The sequence below is a fragment of the Bradyrhizobium sp. Mp19 genome (assembly GCF_029952935.1).
GTDB classification, from domain to species: domain Bacteria; phylum Pseudomonadota; class Alphaproteobacteria; order Rhizobiales; family Xanthobacteraceae; genus Bradyrhizobium; species Bradyrhizobium elkanii.
Genome location: NZ_JASAUT010000059.1, coordinates 15,481 through 35,439, shown reverse-complemented (window position 1 = coordinate 35,439; position 19,959 = coordinate 15,481). Strand labels below are relative to the sequence as shown.

19 protein-coding genes are annotated in these 19,959 nt (G+C 65.1%); 6 read left to right on the top strand and 13 right to left on the bottom strand.

Annotated elements, in window-relative coordinates; translation table 11 throughout:
* Positions 1-8: 8 nt before the first annotated feature.
* From QJT82_RS37515 to QJT82_RS37470, 10 genes are read right to left on the bottom strand one after another with little or no spacing between them, the layout of a single operon-like run.
* Complete coding sequence (locus QJT82_RS37515; RefSeq protein WP_028343313.1) at positions 9-815, bottom strand: glutathione S-transferase; 807 nt, start codon at positions 813-815, stop codon at positions 9-11.
* Positions 816-840: 25 nt separating this feature from the next.
* Positions 841-2,001: an iron-containing alcohol dehydrogenase gene (locus tag QJT82_RS37510; RefSeq protein WP_028343314.1), complete on the bottom strand. Its 1,161-nt coding sequence runs from the start codon at positions 1,999-2,001 to the stop codon at positions 841-843.
* A 40-nt stretch (positions 2,002-2,041) separates the two neighbouring features.
* Complete coding sequence (locus QJT82_RS37505) at positions 2,042-2,815, bottom strand: enoyl-CoA hydratase-related protein (RefSeq protein ID WP_028343315.1); 774 nt, start codon at positions 2,813-2,815, stop codon at positions 2,042-2,044.
* A 12-nt stretch (positions 2,816-2,827) separates the two neighbouring features.
* Positions 2,828-3,838 carry a nitronate monooxygenase family protein gene (locus QJT82_RS37500; RefSeq protein ID WP_028343316.1) on the bottom strand — a complete coding sequence of 337 codons (1,011 nt, stop codon included), beginning with the start codon at positions 3,836-3,838 and terminating at the stop codon, positions 2,828-2,830.
* Positions 3,839-3,860: 22 nt separating this feature from the next.
* The gene (locus QJT82_RS37495; protein ID WP_028343317.1) at positions 3,861-5,048 is read right to left on the bottom strand and encodes an acetyl-CoA C-acyltransferase; all 1,188 of its coding nucleotides are present in this window, start codon (positions 5,046-5,048) and stop codon (positions 3,861-3,863) included.
* A 15-nt stretch (positions 5,049-5,063) separates the two neighbouring features.
* Positions 5,064-6,194 (bottom strand): acyl-CoA dehydrogenase family protein, encoded by a 1,131-nt coding sequence (locus QJT82_RS37490; RefSeq protein ID WP_028343318.1) that lies wholly within the window; start codon positions 6,192-6,194, stop codon positions 5,064-5,066.
* 20 nt (positions 6,195-6,214) lie between these two features.
* Positions 6,215-7,396: an acyl-CoA dehydrogenase family protein gene (locus QJT82_RS37485; RefSeq protein WP_028343319.1), complete on the bottom strand. Its 1,182-nt coding sequence runs from the start codon at positions 7,394-7,396 to the stop codon at positions 6,215-6,217.
* Positions 7,397-7,408: 12 nt separating this feature from the next.
* Complete coding sequence (locus QJT82_RS37480) at positions 7,409-8,146, bottom strand: SDR family oxidoreductase (RefSeq protein WP_028343320.1); 738 nt, start codon at positions 8,144-8,146, stop codon at positions 7,409-7,411.
* 51 nt (positions 8,147-8,197) lie between these two features.
* Positions 8,198-9,742, bottom strand: coding sequence for a class I adenylate-forming enzyme family protein (locus QJT82_RS37475; RefSeq protein ID WP_245288843.1), 1,545 nt, complete (start codon positions 9,740-9,742; stop codon positions 8,198-8,200).
* A 59-nt stretch (positions 9,743-9,801) separates the two neighbouring features.
* Complete coding sequence (locus tag QJT82_RS37470) at positions 9,802-10,440, bottom strand: 2-hydroxychromene-2-carboxylate isomerase (RefSeq protein WP_028343322.1); 639 nt, start codon at positions 10,438-10,440, stop codon at positions 9,802-9,804.
* Positions 10,441-10,646: 206 nt separating this feature from the next.
* Between QJT82_RS37470 and QJT82_RS37465 the strand changes: the two genes are divergently transcribed.
* Positions 10,647-11,153 carry a helix-turn-helix domain-containing protein gene (locus QJT82_RS37465; protein WP_026193238.1) on the top strand — a complete coding sequence of 169 codons (507 nt, stop codon included), beginning with the start codon at positions 10,647-10,649 and terminating at the stop codon, positions 11,151-11,153.
* A 46-nt stretch (positions 11,154-11,199) separates the two neighbouring features.
* Here QJT82_RS37465 and QJT82_RS37460 read toward each other — a convergent pair whose 3' ends face one another.
* The 3 genes from QJT82_RS37460 to QJT82_RS37450 form a co-directional block, all read right to left on the bottom strand.
* Positions 11,200-12,075: a PhzF family phenazine biosynthesis isomerase gene (locus QJT82_RS37460; RefSeq protein WP_028343323.1), complete on the bottom strand. Its 876-nt coding sequence runs from the start codon at positions 12,073-12,075 to the stop codon at positions 11,200-11,202.
* 27 nt (positions 12,076-12,102) lie between these two features.
* Positions 12,103-13,146, bottom strand: a complete 1,044-nt coding sequence (locus QJT82_RS37455; RefSeq protein WP_028343324.1) for an alpha/beta hydrolase — start codon at positions 13,144-13,146, stop codon at positions 12,103-12,105.
* Between the two features lie 104 nt (positions 13,147-13,250).
* The gene (locus tag QJT82_RS37450) at positions 13,251-15,572 is read right to left on the bottom strand and encodes a molybdopterin guanine dinucleotide-containing S/N-oxide reductase (protein ID WP_028343325.1); all 2,322 of its coding nucleotides are present in this window, start codon (positions 15,570-15,572) and stop codon (positions 13,251-13,253) included.
* A gap of 621 nt (positions 15,573-16,193) precedes the next feature.
* Between QJT82_RS37450 and QJT82_RS37445 the strand changes: the two genes are divergently transcribed.
* The 5 genes from QJT82_RS37445 to QJT82_RS37425 all read left to right on the top strand — a co-directional run bounded on the left by QJT82_RS37445 (position 16,194) and on the right by QJT82_RS37425 (position 19,946).
* On the top strand, positions 16,194-16,856 hold the full coding sequence (locus tag QJT82_RS37445; protein WP_028343326.1) for a hypothetical protein: 663 nt from the start codon (positions 16,194-16,196) through the stop codon (positions 16,854-16,856).
* Entirely contained in the window at positions 16,853-17,119 is a 267-nt protein-coding gene (locus tag QJT82_RS37440) for an HGGxSTG domain-containing protein (protein WP_245288844.1), read from the top strand. Before QJT82_RS37445 ends, QJT82_RS37440 begins: the two co-directional genes overlap by 4 nt.
* Positions 17,120-17,214: 95 nt before the next feature.
* Complete coding sequence (locus tag QJT82_RS37435) at positions 17,215-17,484, top strand: hypothetical protein (protein ID WP_155258704.1); 270 nt, start codon at positions 17,215-17,217, stop codon at positions 17,482-17,484.
* 885 nt (positions 17,485-18,369) lie between these two features.
* Positions 18,370-18,636, top strand: a complete 267-nt coding sequence (locus tag QJT82_RS37430; RefSeq protein ID WP_028343328.1) for an HGGxSTG domain-containing protein — start codon at positions 18,370-18,372, stop codon at positions 18,634-18,636.
* A gap of 191 nt (positions 18,637-18,827) precedes the next feature.
* On the top strand, positions 18,828-19,946 hold the full coding sequence (locus QJT82_RS37425; RefSeq protein ID WP_028343329.1) for a hypothetical protein: 1,119 nt from the start codon (positions 18,828-18,830) through the stop codon (positions 19,944-19,946).
* Positions 19,947-19,959: the final 13 nt, after the last annotated feature.

The window sequence follows — 19,959 nt, the reverse complement described above, 5'->3', positions numbered from 1 at the left end:
CTTCATGGTCAGGCGGCCGCCTTCGACAGCAGCTTCTCGACGTAAGGCTTGAGGTCCGGCCCGATATGCTCATGCGCGATCAGGCGGTCAAAGTGGGCAAACATCAGCGGATACTCATCCTGCACACCCGGGTGCAGGATTTTCGCCAATCCCTGCTTGCGCAGCTGCTCGGCCCGCGCGTGTTCGTTCATGAACAATGCGAGTTCGGCGGCAAAGCAGATGTCGGCAATCGAGATGCCGTCCCCGACCAGCACCTCCCGCCGTGGCGACAGCGCCTGCTCGATCCCGGACGCAAAGATCGCGAACGCATCCTTGGCCCGCGCATGAATGGCCGCATCGACTGTGCCGCCCGACAGCGCCAGCAGATAGATTTGCGAGTCCCGCGCAAACACCAGGCTGACGTCGAGAAAGCTGTCGATCCTGGACGCCTCATAGGCGTCGCGTCCATAGAGCGGGAACGCTGCCTCGCCGAGCCGCGCCACCGCGCGCATGATGCTGTTCGATTCGAAGATCCCGACCTTGCCGTCGGCGCCGAACGCCGCCGGCACATTGCCGAACGGCTGTGCCGCCATGAACGCGTCGGTCTTGAAGAGCTGCGCGCCGGTCAGTCCGACCCGCCCGGTCCGTGCCAGCGACGACAGCGAGGCGCGCTCATGCTCCGCCAGCGGACGGGCATCATAGTCCCACAACCAGTCGCGCAACTCCTTGCCCGAGGCGCCCCTGACCTCGACATCGACACCGCAGAACCGCGCCGCGATGGTTGCCTTCCAGACGCGCGGGTTCGGCAGATAGGAGAAGATGCGCAAGGCGGCCATGGTGGACTGCTCCGGTGCTAATGCCTCAGGCGGCCAGCTTCAGGATCTTGACGACGTCGGCGGGTTCGCGGATCGGCTGCGGGTTGGCCCGCGTGAAGATCGACAGCATGGCGTTCCGGCCGATCAGCTCAAACCGATCTTCGCCGACGCCGACATCGGCAAGCCGGCGCGGCAGGCCGAGTTCCGCGATGAACGCCGCGAAGGCTTCGCCGGCGTCACGCCCCGGCGCGCCGAGCGCGGCGGCAATCGATTGCTGTGCGGCTTCCGTCGCCGGGCGGTTATAGCGGAGCACGCTCGGCATCATCACCGCCGTGCAGAAATAATGCGGCACATCGCAGGTGCCGCCGAGCACGTGGCCGATAGCGTGACTGGCGCCCATCGGCACCCGCGACTGCAATCCGAACGCCGACAGCCAGGAGCCGAGCTGGCAGCTCAGCCGCGCCGCCGCGTCGTCGGGGTGGGCCTTGGTGCGCAGCAGGCCGTCATGCAGATAGCGCAGCCCCTGCTGGCACACCGCATCGACCAGCACATTGGGGCGGCTGGAGCAGATCGCCTCGATGCCGTGATCCATCGCCCGCGTGCCGGAACCGAGCCAGAGCTTCTCGGGCGTATATTTCGTGATCGCGGGATCGAGGATGATGCTGCGCGGCATCATCATCGGATGGTTGAAGATCTGCTTCAGCTTGCGGCCGGTATCGGTGACCAGCGCGCCGGAATTGTATTCGCCGCCGGACAGCGTGCTGGGGATCGCGATCATCCGGACCTTCGGCGACCGGAATGGCCCGAAGCGGCGGTCCGGCGTGGTCTCGAAGCCGTCGAGCCCATCAGGCTCGAAGATCGCGTGCTCGATGCACATCAGCACGATCTTCGCCGCATCGACCACCGAGCCGCCGCCGATCGCGACCACGAGGTCCGCCTTGGCCTCGCTGGCTTGCCGCGCGATCTGCGTCACGACATCCCTCGTCGTGTGCTGCGGTACGCCGTCGAAGGTCGCGGCATGGCGGTCGCCGAGGGCTTGACGGATTTTCTCGATCTCGTCGGTCGTGGTGTTCAACGTCCGGCTGGCGATCAGATAGACGCGCTTCGCGCCCAGCCGCTCGGCCTCCTCGCGCAGCGCTTCGGCTGCCGGCTTGCCGTAGATCACGGTTTCCATGGTCGGGTATTGATGGCTGCCGGTGACGCGCATGCTTTCACTCCCTCGATGTGTCCGTGAGTTCCGCTGTCGGTCAGGCCGACAGCTTGGCGAAATCAGGCTGCCGCCGTTCCGCGAAGGCGGCGAAGGCCTCGCGCGCCTCGGGCGTCGTCAGCCGCTCCTTGAACAGCACGCCTTCCTCGGCGATCTGCGCCGCGATCTTCTGCTGCTCGCGCATCAGCTTCTTGGTCATGCTGAGCGACCCTGCCGGCCGCCTGGTCAGCGCGACCGCCGCGTCATGCGCCCTCTTGCGCAGATCGGCCTGCGGCACCACGGCGTTGGCGAGACCCGATGCCAGCGCGCCCTGCGCATCCATCGGCTCGCCGAGCGCAAACATCGCATAGGCGCGCGCATGCCCGATCCTTAAGGGAAGCAGCCAGCTCGACGCCGCCTCCGGCACCAGCGCGAGGTTGACGAAGGGCGTGATCAGCCGCGCGTTCTCGGCGAGATAGACCAGGTCGCAGTGCAGCAGCATGGTGGTGCCGACGCCGACCGCATTGCCCTGCACGGCCGCGACCAGCGGCTTGCCGACCTTGCTGATGGTTTCGATGAAAGTGTGGGCCGGACTGTCGACAGCGCTTTCACCGCGCGCCTGGCTTGCGAAGTCAGCCAGATCATTGCCCGCGGTGAAGCTGTCGCCGTCGCCCTGGAACAGGATCACCCGGACGGAGGCATCCGCCTCCACCTGCTTGAGCGCCGCGGACATGACATTGTACATGGCGCCGGTCAGCGCGTTCTTCTTCTCGGGCCGCTGCAAGGTCAGCGTCATGACGCCGGCGGCGATCTCAACCTTGACATGCTCGGTCATGGCACTCTCCCGTCAGGCGACCGCGCGGGCCGGCGTGGTTTCGAATTTGCCGTCGAGGAAGCCGGTCAACCGCTGCCGGATGATCGCTTCGGCTTCAGCCATGATGCGGTCGATCAGCTCCTTGACGGTCGGGATGTCATTGATCAGGCCGACCACCATGCCGCAGCTCCAGGCGCCGGCATCCATCTCGCCGTCGATCATCACCTTCGGATAGACGCCGGCGACCTGCTCGTGGATATCCTCGATCTTCAGCCTGGCGCCCCTCTCGCGCTCGATCTCGAGCAGCTCATCGACGCCCTTGTTCTTCAGCACTCGCTCGGTGTTGCGCAGCGCGCGCATCACGAGACGGGTGTCGAGCTCGTCGGCGTCGAGCAGCGCCTGCTTCACGTTGGGATGAACCGGCGCTTCCTTGGTCGCGATGAAGCGCGTGCCCATGTTCATCCCGGCAGCGCCCATCGACAGCGCCGCGACAAGGCTGCGCGCGTCCGCCATGCCGCCCGAGGCGACGAACGGGATCTTCAATTCGTCCGCCGCACGTGGCAGCAGGATCATGTTCGGGATGTCGTCCTCGCCGGGATGGCCGCCGCACTCGAAACCGTCGACGCTGACGGCGTCGCAGCCGATCTTCTCGGCCTTCAGCGAATGCCGCACCGAGGTGCATTTGTGGATCACCTTGATGCCGGCCGCCTTCAGCGCAGGCATGTATTGCTCCGGGCTGCGGCCCGCGGTCTCCACCGCCTTGACGCCGGCCTCGCGGATAACAGCGATGTATTCCGGATAGGGCGGCGCGGTGAAGCTCGGCAGGAACGTCAGGTTCACGCCGATCGGCTTGTCGGTCATGTCGCGGCAGCGCGCGATCTCCTTGGCCAGCAGCTCCGGTGTCTTCTGGGTCAGGCCGGTGATGATGCCGAGGCCCCCGGCGTTGGACACCGCCGCCGCCATCTCGGCGAAGCCGACATAATGCATGCCGCCCTGGATGATCGGATGCTGGATGCCGAACAGTTCAGTGATTGCAGTCTTCACAAGTCTCTCCCGCGTTTTCCGATCAGTGGACGATTTCGAACAAGCCGGCCGCGCCCATGCCGCCGCCGATGCACATGGTCACCACGCCGTATTTCGCCTTGCGCCGCCGGCCCTCGATCAGGATATGGCCGGTGAGCCGCGCCCCGGTCATGCCGTAGGGATGGCCGATCGCGATCGAGCCGCCATTGACGTTCAGCTTGTCCGGATCGATGCCGAGCTTGTCGCGGCAATAGATCACCTGCACCGCGTAGGCCTCGTTCAGCTCCCAGAGATCGATGTCGTCGATCTTGAGGTTATGTCGCTTCAACAGCCGCGGGATCGCGGCGACGGGGCCGACGCCCATCTCGTCGGGCTCGACACCGGCGGCGACGAAGCCGCGGAAGATGCCGAGCGGCTTCAGGCCCTTCTGCGCGGCGATCTTGTCGCTCATGATCACACAAGCCGAGGCGCCATCCGAGAGCTGGCTGGCATTGCCGGCGCTGATGGTCTTGCCCTCGAACACCGGCTTGATCTTGGCGAGCCCGTCCGCCGTGGTATCCGGCCGCGGGCCCTCATCCTTCGCCAGCGTCACCTGCTGGTAGCTGACTTCCTTGGTGTCCTTGTTGACCACGGCCATTTTGGTCGTGATCGGCACGATTTCGTCGTTGAAGCGGCCGCCCTGCAGCGCGGCGCCGACGCGGCGCTGGCATTCGAGGCTGTATTCGTCCTGCTTGTCGCGCCCGATCCCGTAACGCTCGGCGACGACCTCGGCGGTCTCCAGCATCGACATGTACATCTCGGGCTTCATTGCCATCAGCTCGTCGTCGACGGCATGGAACCTGTTCATGTGCTCGTTCTGCACCAGGCTGATCGACTCGATGCCGCCGCCGATCGCGATCTCGACTCCGTCAAGCATCACCGAGCGCGCGGCGACCGCGATCGCCTGCAGGCCGGAGGCGCATTGCCGGTCGATGGTGGTGCCGGCCACCGTGACCGGCAGCCCGGCGCGGATCGCGCCCTTGCGCGCGACATTCATCACCATGGTGCCCTGCTGCATGGCGCAGCCCATCACTACGTCTTCGACCTCGCCCGGCGCGATGCCGGCGCGCTTCACGGCCTCTGCCATCACATGACCGGCGAGGGTCGGGCCGTCGGTGTTGTTGAGCGCGCCGCGATAGGCCTTGCCGACGCCGGTGCGCGCGGTGGAAACGATGACTGCATCCTGTGACATGCTTGCCTCTCTGACTCAGGCGGCCGCGTCGAGCTGCGCATAGCGCAGCACGTGATAGGCGGGATCGCCGAACTGGATGTTGATGGAGGAAATCCGCTTGAAGTAGTGGCCGACATTGAGTTCGTCGGTCATGCCCATGCCGCCGTGCAGCTGCACCGCCTGGTCGGCGACGAACTTGCCGGCATAGCCGATCTTCGACTTGGCACCCGAGGCCAGCCGGGAGACACCGGCCTCATCGTCGCTGAGACTGAGGCTGAGATGCTGCATCAGCGACAGCGCCTCCTGATGCGCGATGAACATGTCGACCATCCGGTGCTGCAGCACCTGGAAGCTGCCGATCGTGACGCCGAACTGCTTTCGCGTCTTGGAATAGTCCAGGGTCGCAGCGTTCAGTTCGCCGATCGCGCCGACCGCCTCGGCGCAGAGCGCGCCGATGGCGCGGTTGCGGCAGGCTTCCAGCGCGGCGACGCCCTCGCCTTCGCTGCCCAGCAATTCCGCGCGCACGCCGCGCAGGCTGACCTCGGCCGCCCTGCGGCCATCGATCGTCTTGAAGCTTTGCAGGTCGAGATTGGCCGCCCGGCGATCGACCACGAACAGGCTGACGCCGCCGCGATCGTGGCGATGGCCCGAGGTGCGCGCGGAGACGATGAGATAATCCGCCCACGGCGCGGCGATCACCGCCGTCTTCTCGCCAGTGAGCACGTAATCGTTGCCGTCGCGGCGCGCCGTGGTGGTGACGGTGGCGAGATCGAAGCGCGAGCCCTTCTCGGTCCAGGCCAGCGCCCAAAGTTTCGTGCCAGCGATGATGTCAGCGATGAACGCCTGCCTCTGCGCGTCGGAACCTGCCTGTTCGATCAAGCCACCCGCAACGACGACCGTCTCGACGAAGGGCTCCACGACAAGATGCCGGCCGAACTCCTGCATGATGATCATGGTCGACAGCGGCCCGCCGCCGAGCCCTCCGACCGCTTCGGAGAACGGCGCGGCGAGCAGGCCGAGCTCGGCGAATTCAGCCCATTGCTTGCGGCCAAAACCCTCCTCGCTCGCGACGATCTTGCGGCGGGCGTCAAAGTCATACTGGTCGCGCAGCAGCCGCTGGACGCTGGACCGCAACAATTCCTGCTCTTCCGTGAACTGGATATCCATCCGATCCTCGTTGCTTGTGGCTAGAGTCCAAGCACCGCCTTGGCGATGATGTTGCGCTGGATCTCGTTCGATCCGCCGTAGATCGAGAGCTTGCGCGAGTTCAGATATTTCTCCGACGCGGTGTGGCCGTAGTCGGGGCCCGGCATGAAGTGGTTGGCGCTGACCGGATGCTCGCGGATCGCAAGCCCGTAATTGCCGATCGCCCGATGCGTCAGCTCGGTGATGTCCTGGAAGATCTCGGTGCCGCGGATCTTGAACAGCGAGGCCGCCGGTCCCGGGTCGATGCCGCGCGCCATCTGGGCGACGACGCGAAGCTCGGTCGCCTCCAGCGCCAGCACGTCGAGCTCGACGCGGGCGATGTCCCTGATGAACTCCAGATGCGCCGGATCGTCTTCCGGGATCTCGGCCTTCACGATCTTCTTCAGCCGCTCGATATAGCGCGTCGAACGGCCGATGCCGGCCATGCTGGTGCGCTCATTGCCGAGCAGGAATTTGGCGTAGGTCCAGCCCTTGTTTTCCTCGCCGATCAGGTTCTCGGCGGGGACACGCACGTTTTCCAGGAAGACGTCGTTGACCTCGTGCGAGCCGTCGATGGTGATGATCGGGCGCACGGTGACGCCCGGCGACTTCATGTCGATCAAGAGGAAGGAAATGCCGGACTGCGGCTTGGCCGTGGGATCGGTACGAACCAGGCAGAAGATCCAGTCGGCGTGCTGCGCCAGCGTAGTCCAGGTCTTGTGACCGTTGACGATGTAATGGTCGCCGTCACGCACCGCCTTGGTGCGCACGGTGGCAAGGTCGGAGCCGGACCCCGGCTCCGAATAGCCCTGGCACCACCAGTCCTCGCCGGACAGGATGCGCGGCAGGAATTTCCTTTTCTGCGCATCGTTGCCGAAGGTGTAGATGACCGGACCGACCATGGTGACGCTGAATGCAAGCGGCGGCATGGTGCCGGCGCGCGTCGTCTCCTGCTCGAAGATGAAGCGGCGGGTGATCGACCAGCCGGGCCCGCCATATTCCCTGGGCCAGAGCGGCGCGATCCAGCCCTTCTTGTGCAGGATGCGATGCCATAGCAGCATCTGCTCCTTGGAGAGATCGGTCTCTGGATTGGCGACGCGCATCTCCGCCGGATAATTGTCCTTGATGAAGGCGCGAACCTCGTCGCGGAACGCCGCATCTTCAGGGGATAGCGCGAGCTCCATCTGCAGTGCTCCCTACCACTTCTCGCCGAAGGGCCGGATTTCCAGTTCAAAAGTCCAGGCGCTCTTCGGCTGCTGATAGAGCTGCCAATAGGCGCCCGCGACCGACGCCGGCGGCATCAAGAGATCGGGATTGTCGAGCGCGTTCGGGCCGAGCGCCTCGATACGGCGCTGCCGGACCCATTCGGTGTCGACGCCGGAATCGATGATCAGATGCGCGACATGGATGTTCTTCGGCCCCAGCTCGCGGGCCATCGCTTGCGCCACGGCACGCAAGCCGAACTTGGCACTGGCAAACGCGGCATACCCGCTGCCGCCGCGGAGTGACGCGGTGGCGCCGGTGAAGAAGATGTTGCCCCCGCCACGCGCCGTCATCAGCCGCGCCGCCTCGCGTCCAGCCAGGAAGCCGGAGTAGCAAGCCATCTCCCAGACCTTGCGGAACACGCGCTCGGTGGTCTCGAGGATCGGGAAATTGACATTGGCGCCGATGTTGAAGATGCAGACCTCGAGCGGCGCATGCTTGTCGGCGTCATTGAGGAAGGCCGTGATCTCCTCCTCGTTGCGCGCATCGAGCGAGCGCGCGTGGATCTCGCCGCCGGCGGCCTCGATCTCCTTGACCAGCGGCGCCAGCTTGTCGCCGTTGCGGCGGCCGGCGAAGATCGTAAAGCCTTCGGAGGCGAACTTCTTGGCGATCTCGCCGCCGATGAAATCACCGGCACCAATGACGGCCACCGTCCTGTTTCGCTTCTGCATGGTGTACTCCGGTCTTGTTTGAGTGAACTGGCTCGCGGCGGCGGCTCAGCCTCAGCTGCGCAGCGACTCCGCCAGCTTGTGCTTCAGCAGCTTGCCCGTCGATGTCGCGGGCAGCGCGTCCATCAGGATAATCTCCGACGGACGCTTGTACGAGGTGAGTTGCGGGGCAATATGCGCCATCAGGTCCTGTACGGTGGCGGTCGAGCCCTTGATCAGCTGCACAAAGGCGACCACCTCCTCATTGCCCTCGACCGGCCGGCCGACCACGGCGCACTGCACCACGGCGTCGTGCGTGCTCAGCACCGCCTCGATCTCGGCCGGATAGACGTTGAACCCGGAGCGGATGATCATCTCCTTGGTTCGCCCGACAATGTAGAGCGCATCATTCTCGAAGCGGGCCAGATCCCCGGTGTTGAACCAGCCGTCGGGATCGATCGCCTTGGCGGTCAGGTCGGGCGCGCGGTAATAGCCGCGCATCACGTTGGGGCCGCGAACATGCAGCTCGCCGACTTCGCCTGCCGCAACCGGCTTGAGGTCGCGGCCGACCAGCTTGGCCTCGAGGCCGGGCATGACGGTGCCGACCGCATGGTCGGCCCGCGGATTCTCGGGCCGGACGCCGGAGATACCCGGCGAGCATTCGGTGATGCCATAGCCGTTGAGCAGCGGCAGCCCGAGCTCCTGCTCAACCCGCGATTTGAGATCGAGGTCGAGCGGCGCGCCGGCCACCGAGATCACCCGCAACCGGCCGCGATCGAGCTTCGGCAGGCCGGCATTGCGCCGGTATTCGAGCAGACGCTGATAGGTCGCGGGCACGCCGTTCAGGATCGTGATGCCCTCTTCAGTCATCGACTTGACCAGCGCGGCCGGATCGTATTTCGCCACCAGACGCACGGTGGCACCAATCATCAAGGTCATGGTCAGCAACGAGATGCCGACGATATGCGAGATCGGCAGCACGCAATATTGCACGTCATCGGCCGCCATCTTGCGGAAGCTTGCCGTCGCCCGGGCGCTGAACAACAGATTGCGATGGGTCAACATCACGCCTTTCGGGGTGCCCGTGGTGCCGGAGGTGTAGATGAGGACCGCGACCTGGTTTGCGCCGTCGGCCTCGACCGGCTCCGCCACGGTTGCCAGGTTCAGGCCGGTGACGGCGATACCGCGGAGCGGGCCGACATCCTGCACGGCGGCCTCGTAGCGCGCGGCATGCGTAGCCGCCTCCTGCGAGACCTCGGCGGTCAGCAGCACCCGGCGGGCGCCGCTGTGATCCCTGATCTGGTCGAGCTCACGCGGCGACAGCCGCGGATTGACCACGATGGACCAGACGTCGAGCCGACTCGCCGCCAGCAGCAGGCAGGCGAGCGGAATCGAATTCTCGCTCACGATCATCATGCGGTCGCCGGCGCGGATGCCGAGTGCCCGCAACGCCTCGGCGACGCGACCGACCGTTCGGTCGAGCTCGCGATAGGTCAGCCGCATCTTGTCGTCGATCAGCGCCGGGTGATCCGGCGTCGCCCCGACGTGGTGGTCGATCACCTCGTGGATGCGGTTCGGCAAGCCTTCCACACTTCCTTCAAACTGGGTCGACGCCTGCACCGAAACCTCCCTGTGACAGCCCTTTGGGCCTGATTTGTTGTCTTGAGGAATTTTCCCGCTCAGGCGGTCTTGCGCCGCCCCGCGGCCAGCTGCGCGACGATCTCGTCCTCGACCTCGCGCAGCTTGTCCTTGCCGAAGAAGATCTCGGCGCCGACAAAGAAGGTCGGCGAGCCGAACGAGCCGCGCGCCACCGCGTTGCTGGTGTTGTCGATCAGCTTCTTCTTCACCTCGTCCTGCTGGGCGCGGGCGATGATGCGGTCGATATCGAGGCCGGAGGACAGGAACGCTTCGCGGAACACCTGCGGATCGTCCATCTTCTTGGGCTCGGACCACATGTGGTGATAGGCGGCGCGAAAGTACGGCTCGAACTGCCCTTCGAAATCGGCAGCGACGACACCGCGCATCAGCATCAGCGTGTTGACCGGAAAGAACGGGTTGGTCTTGAACGTCGTGATGTTGTGCCGGCGCAGGAAGCGCTCGGTCTCGAGCGCGTTATATTCCGGCTTGTTCTTGATGCCGCGCAGCGACTCGCCGGGCGACATGTTGCCGGTCGCCTTGTAGACGCCGCCGAGCAGCACCGGGATGTAGTCGAATTTCACGCCGGTGCGCTTCTCGATGTCGGGCAGCGCCAGTTCCGCCAGATAGGCATTCGGACTTCCAAAATCGAAATGGAATTCGACCTTGAGCGGAGCAGCCATGGAACGCCCTTCCCTTCGATTGCCAGCGGCCGTCAGCCGCCGCGTTGATCGAGCCGGGACCTTAAGTTCTATTTTAGAACTGTCAATATGATATTTGTCATCCAATGACCAAGCTGCGGCTACAGGCTAGGCATCCTATTGAAAAGACGTTAGTTCTGTTTTAGAATTTTACTGAGCGATATCGTCGCCGGCCGCAGGAGATGCTGATGAAATGGGATGCCCTCGAGGAGGAGCCGTGCTCGGTGGCCCGCACGGTGGCTGTGATCGGCGACCGCTGGAGCCTGTTGGTCCTGCGCGAATGTTTCCTGCGCATCCGCAGGTTCGATGACTTCCAGGCGTCGCTCGGGATCACGCGGCATCTGCTTGCCGACCGGCTGAAGAAGCTGGTGCGCTTCGGCGTGCTGCGCAAGATTCCCTATCAGGAAGCGCCGAAGCGCTACGAATACATCCTGACGCAGAAGGGGCTCGACCTCTATCCGATCATCATGTCAATCGTGCACTGGGGCAACGTCCACATGGTCGATTCGCGCGGCCGGCCGATGCTGCACGAACACAAGACCTGCAAGAAGATGTTCGATCCCGTCATGGTCTGCTCGGAATGCGGCGAGCCGCTGAGCGCGAAGGCGGTCCACGTGCATCCGGGCCCCGGTGCGCGGAAATCATCACCAGTGCACGCCAAGGCGCAGGAGCGAGCCAGGCGCGCCGCTGACTAGACCTGATACTGTTTACGAAGCCGGCTCGCCTTGCGCTGGCGGCTGCTCAGTGTGACGGCGCAGCCATCAGCGCAACATCGCCGCCAAGCAGGCAGCCGACAGGACGGCCGCCGGCGAAGCCGATGCGGACGCGAATCTCGGACAGCCGCCCCATCGCCCTGCCCTGCAGGATTCGGATCTCGTCGTCATCAGGAGCGACCAAGCCATAGTCGAGCAGGCCGAACGCCAGCGCCGCGGCCGCAATGCCGGTTGCGGCATCCTCCCGATAGCCGGATGAGCGCGGGAATTGCCGCGCCTCGAACAGGCGAGCCTTTCGGTCGATCACGGCGAATGGATAGAGCCCGGTCGATCCGATCCGGCCGCAGACCGCCTCGACGTCCCCTATCGCGGGATCGAGCGCATTCAGCGCTTCGGGGGAGCGCATCGGGATCAGGGTCTTGATCCGCGATGTGACGGCATTGCACGGTGTTGTCGCATCGATCGCTTGCGGCCCGACCGCGAGCGCCCAGAGCACGTCATCGCGTTGCCCCGTGGTGAGCGGAACGGTCTTCCCGGCCGGCTGGGTGATCTCGACGTTGGGCTCGCCGTGACGATCACGGCTGATGAAGCCGGTGACCGGACCGCTGCGCGTCGAGATTCGGATGGTATCGCCGGGCAGCTTGCCCTGGCGCGCAAGCAGCCAGAGCGCACCGATGGTCGCGTGGCCGCACATTTCCATTTCATGATTCGGAACGAAGAAGCGGAACGTGACGTCGAAATCGTCGCTCTGCGCCGGCAGCGCGAAACCGGACTCGAGACCGTGGCGGCGCGCAACGTCCTGCATCTCGGCGGCGCTCATGCCGCTTGCATCCACCACGATCGGACAGGGATTGCCGCCCTGCCCATCCACCGTGAACACGCTGACCAGTTCCGCTGTCGCCATGATGTCGCTCGCTTGTCTCGCCGTCTGCTACTTGACCAGCGTCGCGCCGGTCTCCGGATGCTGCAGCCAGCCGAGCAGCGCCTCGTGGAAGCGCGCCGGCGCCTGGATCTGCGGCGAATGGCCGAGGTCGGGGAATTCGATCAGCTGCGCATGCGGAATGCGCTTCGCGGCCTCCTTGCCCAGTACCGAATAATTGCCGAGCGTCTTGCGAATCTCCGGCGGCGCGGTGTCCTTGCCGATCGCGGTGGTGTCCTTGTCGCCGACAAACAGCAGCGTCGGCGGCTTGATCTGCTCGAATTCGTAGAACACCGGCTGGGTCGCGATCATGTCGTAGAGCCGCGCCGAGCTCGACGCCACGGCGGCGCGGCCCGGACCGCGATACATGCCGGCCAGCATCTGCACCCAGGTCTCGTAGGACGCATCCCAGGTATCGGCGTAATAGGTGGCGCGCTCATAGGCGCGGATGCTGTCCGCGGTGACGCGCGTCTCGCGCTGCATCCAGCCGTCGAGGCTGAGCCACGGCACGCCCTTGGCCTTCCAGTCTTCCAGGCCGATCGGATCGACCAGAACCAGGTGGTCGGTGGCCTCCGGATACATCAGGGCATAGCGCATCGCCAGCATGCCGCCGGTCGAGTGGCCGACCATGATCGAATGCGCGATCCCGAGCGAGGCGAGCAGCGCGCGGCTGTTGCCGGCGAGCTGCTGGAAGGTGAACTGATAGCGTTCCGGCTTGCTGGATTTGCAGAAGCCGATCTGGTCCATCGCGATCACGCGATAGCCGGCGCCGCTGAGCGCCTTGATGGTGCCGTCCCAGGTCGCTGCACAGAAATTCTTGCCGTGCAGCAGCACCGCGGTCTGGCCGTTCGGCGTCGCCGGCTTGATGTCGAGATAGGCCATGTCGAGCTCCTGCCCCTGCGAGCTGAAGCGATAATGCTCGAGCGGATAGGGATAGTCGAAGCCCTGCAGTTCCGGTCCATAGGCCGGCTCGGCGGCCGATTGCGCCAACGCGTTGGACGATCCGAGCGCGACGGTCGCAGCGACGGCAAGGTGAAACAAGGCTTTCAGGTGCATCTCAGCAAATCCAGAACTCGGGGACGATCTCCGTGATGCCGTAGCTGAACGCGTGGGCACCATCCAGCGCCCAGCGATGATTTGTTCGTGATCTCCGCGCGAAATTACGCCGGATCGAACGCGCGGATCGGCGGCAGATTGCCGTTGAAGCGCTCGACCTCGACGCTGGTGAGCTGGCCGGTGCAGCCCTGCGCGAAGGATGACGTGCCGATGTCACGCGTCAGCACGTTCGGATTGCCGTGCACGCAAAGCGGCGCTTCGTCCTCGGGGTCCATCGGATCGTACCAGGCGCCGGTCGGCAGCTGAACCACGCCGGGCGCGATGCCGTCGGTAACATGCACCGCGGCAAGGCAGGCACCGCGCGCATTGAAGATGCGGATGATGTCGCCATCCGCGATGCCGCGCGCGGTCGCGTCGCGCGGGTTCATGCGCGCAACCTCGCGGCCGCGATGCTTGGCGTCAAGCGAGTGACCGCCGAAGTCGAGCTGACTGTGCAAACGCGTCACCGGCTGGTTGGCGACGAGGAAGCACGGCGCGCCTGATGTCGGCGTGTCGGTCTTCTCGAGCCAGACCGGATGGCCCGGACAATCCGCATCGCCGTGACCTGCGATCTTCTGCGAGAAGATCTCGATGCGGCCGCTCGGCGTCGGCAGCGGCCACGCGACCGGGTCCTCGCGAAAACGACGCAGCGAGCCGCCGTCGTCGAGATGCTGCGGCACGACCAGGCTGCCGCGCGCCCAGAACGCCTCGAAGCTCGGGGCTTCGAGCCCGCGCGCGGCGAGCGCCTTGCGGGTCGGTTCATAGAGATGTTCAAGCCATTGGCGCGACGTGCGTCCCTCGGTGAAGGGCTCGCGGGCCCCGAGCCGCTCGGCGAGATCGGCAAAGATCTCGTAGTCGTCGCGGGCGAGGCCGAACGGCTCGGCGATCCGGTGCATGGCGACCATCAAGGGATCGTTGCTGGAATAGCCGATGTCCTCGCGCTCCAGCGTCATGGTCGAAGGCAGCACGATGTCGGCGTGGCGGGCGGTGGCGGTCCAGGCGAGCTCGTGCACGACAAGCGTGTCGAGCCGCGCAAACGCCTTGCGCAGGCGGTTGAGGTCCTGGTGATGGTGGAACGGATTGCCGCCCGCCCAATAGACGAGGCGGATATCCGGATAGGTCCGCGTCTCGCCATTGTAGCGATAGGTGGTGCCGGGATTGAGCAGCATGTCGGCGATGCGCGCCACCGGAATGAAGTCGGCGACGCCGTTGCGGCCCTGCCCGAGCGTCGGTCCGGGCACCGCGTTGACGCGACGGCCGTAATAGCCGATCGCGCCAAGCGAATACGCGTAGCCGCCGCCGGGCAGGCCGATCTGGCCGAGCGCCGCCGCCAGCACCATGCCCATCCACACCGGCTGCTCGCCATGCTCGGCGCGCTGCAGCGAATGCGAGACGGTGATCAGCGCACGACGCCCGGCGAGCCGCCGCGCGAGCGCCTTGATCGTGCCGGCGTCGATGCCGCAGATCGCCGCGGCCCATTCGGCGCTCTTGGCCTGGCCGTCGCTCTCACCGGTGAGATAGCGCAAAAACACCGGCCAGCCCTCGGTGTAGCGATCGAGGAAGGCCTGATCGTGCAGGCCTTCGCTGACCAGCGTGTGGACGATGCCGAGCATCAGCGCGGTGTCGGTGCCGGGCGTGGCCGTCATCCACTCCGCTCCCGCCTCCACGGGGAGATCGTCACGCAGCGGGCTGACCAGGATGAACTGGCAGCCGCGCCGGTGCGCGGCTTCCATGGCGCCGCGCTCGACATGCTTGCTGATCGAGCCGCCGGCCACCATGGAGTTCTTCAGCGCCATGCCGCCGAACGCCAGCACGATGTCGGTCTCGGCCGCGATCTGCTCCCAGGTCACGTTGCGCTTGGTGATGTCCTCGTAGCCGGTGAGTATCTGCGGCAGCAGCACCGAGGACGCGCCCGAGGAATAGGTGTTCACCGAACGCACATACCCACCCATCGCGACGTTGAGGAAGCGGTGCACCTGGCTCTGCGCGTGATGGAAGCGGCCCGCGCTGGACCAGCCGTAGGAGCCGCCGAACGCCGCGCCGGGGCCGATCGTGTCGCGGATGCGCGTCAGTTCGCCGCCGAGCAGATCGAGCGCCTGCTCCCAGCTGACCGAAACGAACTCGTCGCGGCCGCGGCGATCGTCCGGGCCGGGCCCGCGCTCGAGCCAGCCGCGGCGGATCGCGGGCTGCGCGATGCGCGCCTGGTGGCGCAGCGCGCCGGGGAAGTTGTTGATGATGCGGTTCGGATCGGGATCAGCGGCGTAAGGCCTGACTTCGAGACCCGCCTTGCCGAGACGGGCCGAGAACACGCCCCAATGCGAGGTGTGCGGCTTGAATCCGTCGGACAAATCGAGCCCGGGATCGGGGTGGCCAATGGTCTCGCTCATCGATGCTCCTTCATCCGCAGGCCGGCGCCTCGGCGGGCCTGTCGCAACCCAAGTCTGTCGCAACATTCCCCGCCAGTATAATGATCCAATCGGCGCACGGTACCCGCTAACACGGATCGCACCGTGCCTTGCCGGCATGACTGCGCCTGACGGCGGCGGAACTCGCCACCGCAGGCAGGGCTGTCGCATATGCGCTCGATCCCTCCACAAACTCGTCATGCCCGGCCTTGTGCCGGGCATCCACGTCTTGGTTTCCGCGTGGAAAAGACGTGGATGGCCGGGACGAGCCCGGCCATGACGATGTGGAAATAGCAGCGCCAAGCTTTGCCCTGCCATATGCGATCGCCCTACTCGCCGCAGGCCCGCGCCGCCCAAATATCGAAAACAACCCCATGCAAAGGAGCCGGCGGCCGCCGGCGCCCGACAAGGCCACTTGACGCGTCGGGCAAATCAGGGATACATTTCCAATATTCCGAAATCGTGCAAGCCCCCTCGCCCGCAACAGCGGGCGCGACGGATGCACTTGCGACCGAAACCCCTCCCCACAATCGACATCGCACCGGCTGCCGCAGCGAGCGATCGCCTGCGCGCTTGCCGCGCGCGTTCCAGGGAATACCCGACATGGATACTGCACCCGAAATCACCGTGCCGACGATGCCCGCCGCCCCCGGCCAGACCCAGGCTGCCACACCTCCGCGGATCAAATTCTCCTCGCACGGCTTCTGCATCGACCATCCCGATCCAGAGCTCGGCGCACAGCTGATGGCGAACGCATTGGGGGTCGCCGACCGCGACGCGATGGACGGCATCCTGCGGCAATTGGTCAAGGCCAGCGTGAGCGGCGGCAAACCCTGCGAGGTCAACCTCGCCTTCATGATCTCGATGGTGAGAAGCATCGGTCCGCGGGATTCCGTCGAGGCCATGCTGGTGGCGCAGATGGTGTCGGTTCATGTGATGGCGATGCGATGCGCCCATCACCTCGCGCATGCCAAGGATCTCGCCCAGCACGACAGCGCCGCGCGCGCATTGGGCCGGCTCGCCCGCACCTTTCCCGCCCAGATCGAGGCGCTGAACCGCCACCGCAGCCATGGCGAGCCCGCCATCACCGTGCAGAACGTGAAGGTCGAGGACGGCGGCAACGCCATCGTCGGCAACGTCACGCAGCATGCGAGCGTGATCGTTTCCGACACCAGCCCGGCATCCGCGGCGCGGAATGCGCCGAGGGCTGCGGGTTCGAGGCGACGGCGGAATCCCGCTGATGCCGGGCAGGACGCCCAGGCGTGACCGATCACATCGGAAATCCCGGCCCGATGCTGGCAAGCCGGCGTTGCGGCGCCAGAACCCGCACGGGCAGCGCGTGCCGCGCGCCGGCGGTGCACGGCAAGACGCGCTGCCGCATGCACGGCGGAGCTAAGGGATCCGGTGCGCCACGGGCAAACCGCAATGCGCGCAAGCACGGCCGGTTTACAAGGGATGCGATCGTCGAGCGACGGCAGATCCGGGCGTTGTTGGGGGACGTGCGGAGGCTGCTGGAGGGAATGAAGTGATTGCGTTTCGCAAATGGCCGCGCGCAAAAACGGCATTTGGGAACGTCGATCTTCGAGGCGTGTTGCACCGGCTCGCTAGCAAAGGAAACGTTCACATGAAAATTGCGAAGATCGCACTGGCAACGGCATTCATATTCGGGTCAATCGCAGCAGCGAGCGCGCAAGGCGGTGGTGGGGGTGGAGGCGGCGGTGCCGGTGGCAGCGGTGGCAACTCTCCCGCTGCGACCAGCGGTCAAGGTGCATCCAGCAGCCCCGGTGCAGCAAACCCGGGCGCGACGATGAACGATCCGAAGTCGAAGGAAGGCGGTGGTAGCGGCAGCGCCATGAAGCATGAGACGATGCCGAAGGACCACATGAAGAAATAGACCGCGACCGAACCGATGGTCGTTCGCGCGCACGCCGCAACGGCCAATGGGCCGCCGGGTGAAATCCCGCTGGCCCATTCCCGCTAAAGCATGATCCGGAAAAGTGCGAAGCGGTTTTCCCTCGCGACAAACGCGGGACGCGTTTGCGCCGGGATCATGCTCAAACAAAGAGCTAAAGCGCGATGACGATTCAACCCAATCTCATCGCGCTTTAATGGATCATGAGGGCTGCGGCGATGCCGAACGCCGTGAGCGTTGCAACCGCCAAACTCATCAGGGTTATCGCTACAGGCCTCGGCATGAATTTAAACCCGCTGAATGCAGTAAAAGGTTGCCGGTTGCCGACATTGCCGCGTTCCGCGAAGACGACAACCACCCCGTCGCGGCCCCGCGGGCAACGATCCGGATTCGCGGGGGTCAGTGCACGAAAGCCAGCATCAGCGCAAAGGTGACCAGCGCGTAAGTGCTGGTGACGGTGATGCCCAAGTACAGACGCTCCATTGCGGCCTCCTGACCTCAAGGCGCCGCCCCCGCGCCATCAACCTAGCGCCCGCTCCGGCGCCGGGCAGTTGGAATTCCGGGTCATGGTAAATCTACGGGACCGTCCATCCGGGCTAGCCCCTCTAAGCTGCCGGCGCCAACCCTGTGGGCTCTTGCGGCCGACTGAGGAAGTAACCCTCTCTTGCCAATTGCCGGCCTGTCGGGCTTGTCACCGTGCAGAACGTGAAGGTGGAGGACGGCGGCAACGCCATCATCAGCAAACGTCATCCGGCATGCGAACGTGAACGTCTCGGACCAAGAGCTGGTATCCGCGGCGCGGGCACCGAAGGCCGCGGGCGCGCCGCGACGGCGGAATTCCGCCGATGCCAGGCGGGACGCACAGGCATGAGCGATCACGTCAAGAATACCGGCCCGATGCTGGGGATTCCACGTTGCGGCGCCAAGACCCGCTGCGGCGGTTCATGCCGCGCGCCGGCGGTGCGCGGCAAGACGCGCTGCCGCATGCACGGCGGCGCAAGGGAATCCGGCGCGCCAAAGGCAAACCGGAACGCGCGCAAGCACGGCCTGTTCACGAGGGAAGCGATCGCCGAGCGACGGCAGATTCGGGCGTTGCTGCGTGACGCACGAAAGCTGCTGGATCGAATGAAGTGATGCTGCTTACCCGCCCGGCTTTGTGCAGCTTGCGGCGCGATCAAGTGAGACATCCCTCATATGTGTATGCGGATTTCAATCCGAGGCCCGCGCTATTTTCAGAAACAAATTTCCGGCGGAAATGGCCGCCCGAGTGTGTCATCACAGCGGAATTGTTTGCTCGATAGACGGCACGACCCAGGATAAATTTCATGATTGTGCGGGGACTTCTTTTTGTCATCCTCAGCATTTTTCCGGACGGCGCAATTGCCAGAAGCTGGTTTCTCAATGGCCTCGGGAGCAGCGGCATTTATCACATCTGGGAGTTCGGCGACGACGGCCTGGTGTCGAGCCTGACGCCGGCGCTGTCGCCGCCTGATGGCGTTCTTCATTTGGCGTGGCCATCCGCGATCGCGCCGGATGCACATACGCGGCGTCTTTATGCGTCGGCGTATACGACGGGCTGGTTTCAGGTGCGGCTCTGGACATCAACGAATGGCGGCGCCTGGATTCCGCAAGGAATCGCCTTCCAGGCTGGCGCGTCCGAGCCTGGCGGGATCGGCCCCGCGCAGGTGGTGTATGAGCCCGGAGCATCCGAACCATACATGATCTATTACCTCGACCGCGCGTCGAAGCAGATCAAGCTGGCCACCAGCGTCGACGGCATGACGTTCACGCGCCATGGCGCCGTGATCACCCCCTCACTGCCGGAGGAGGCGTCCGGGCTATCGATCAGCTATGCCTGCCGGCGCGCGAACGGTGAATATGTCATCTTCTATCACGGCTACTACAACAACATGCAGAATGCAGTCGCGCTGGTTGCCACGGCAGATAACCCGCACGGCCCGTTCACGAAAAAGACCATCATTGCGCGCCCCGATGGTTTCGCATCGACGCTTTCCGCCAACCGTCTCAATGCAACCGCGACGTCGGGCGTCGCGGTGCCGCTGGGGATTCCCCTGCTAGTTGGTGGCGGCACCGCAAGACAGGAGGCCAACGTCGCAATCAAACAGGATGAGACGACGATCTGGTTCGAACGGCCATTTGTGTTCGATCACGTTTCGGATCGCCTGGTTTCGGTCTCACGAAACAAGGTGGAGTTGTCCTACGCCCAGGAGCAACAGGACGGCAGTTGGCGCGGAGTCTTCTCGTTCTACAATCCAGACCCCGGGGTCGCTTCAGAATATACGACGGAGGGGAGCGCTCGATCCCTGACGGCGCCATGGTCGTATTCAAGAACGGGCTTTCGTTTCAAGCCATGGTACCGCGGCGGGGAAAATTCGACCGAGAACCCGACGCCGCTTCTCAGCAACGACGCGTGTTCGAGCTAGAGTGGCAGGCGCG

Coding starts and splice junctions, on each gene's coding strand:
- QJT82_RS37515 (WP_028343313.1), bottom strand. CDS start 815: ATGGCCGCCTTGCGCATCTTCTCCTATCTGCCGAACCCGCGCGTCTGG.
- QJT82_RS37510 (WP_028343314.1), bottom strand. CDS start 2,001: ATGCGCGTCACCGGCAGCCATCAATACCCGACCATGGAAACCGTGATC.
- QJT82_RS37505 (WP_028343315.1), bottom strand. CDS start 2,815: ATGACCGAGCATGTCAAGGTTGAGATCGCCGCCGGCGTCATGACGCTG.
- QJT82_RS37495 (WP_028343317.1), bottom strand. CDS start 5,048: ATGTCACAGGATGCAGTCATCGTTTCCACCGCGCGCACCGGCGTCGGC.
- QJT82_RS37490 (WP_028343318.1), bottom strand. CDS start 6,194: ATGGATATCCAGTTCACGGAAGAGCAGGAATTGTTGCGGTCCAGCGTC.
- QJT82_RS37485 (WP_028343319.1), bottom strand. CDS start 7,396: ATGGAGCTCGCGCTATCCCCTGAAGATGCGGCGTTCCGCGACGAGGTT.
- QJT82_RS37480 (WP_028343320.1), bottom strand. CDS start 8,146: ATGCAGAAGCGAAACAGGACGGTGGCCGTCATTGGTGCCGGTGATTTC.
- QJT82_RS37470 (WP_028343322.1), bottom strand. CDS start 10,440: ATGGCTGCTCCGCTCAAGGTCGAATTCCATTTCGATTTTGGAAGTCCG.
- QJT82_RS37465 (WP_026193238.1), top strand. CDS start 10,647: ATGAAATGGGATGCCCTCGAGGAGGAGCCGTGCTCGGTGGCCCGCACG.
- QJT82_RS37460 (WP_028343323.1), bottom strand. CDS start 12,075: ATGGCGACAGCGGAACTGGTCAGCGTGTTCACGGTGGATGGGCAGGGC.
- QJT82_RS37455 (WP_028343324.1), bottom strand. CDS start 13,146: ATGCACCTGAAAGCCTTGTTTCACCTTGCCGTCGCTGCGACCGTCGCG.
- QJT82_RS37450 (WP_028343325.1), bottom strand. CDS start 15,572: ATGAGCGAGACCATTGGCCACCCCGATCCCGGGCTCGATTTGTCCGAC.
- QJT82_RS37445 (WP_028343326.1), top strand. CDS start 16,194: ATGGATACTGCACCCGAAATCACCGTGCCGACGATGCCCGCCGCCCCC.
- QJT82_RS37435 (WP_155258704.1), top strand. CDS start 17,215: ATGAAAATTGCGAAGATCGCACTGGCAACGGCATTCATATTCGGGTCA.
- QJT82_RS37430 (WP_028343328.1), top strand. CDS start 18,370: ATGAGCGATCACGTCAAGAATACCGGCCCGATGCTGGGGATTCCACGT.
- QJT82_RS37425 (WP_028343329.1), top strand. CDS start 18,828: ATGATTGTGCGGGGACTTCTTTTTGTCATCCTCAGCATTTTTCCGGAC.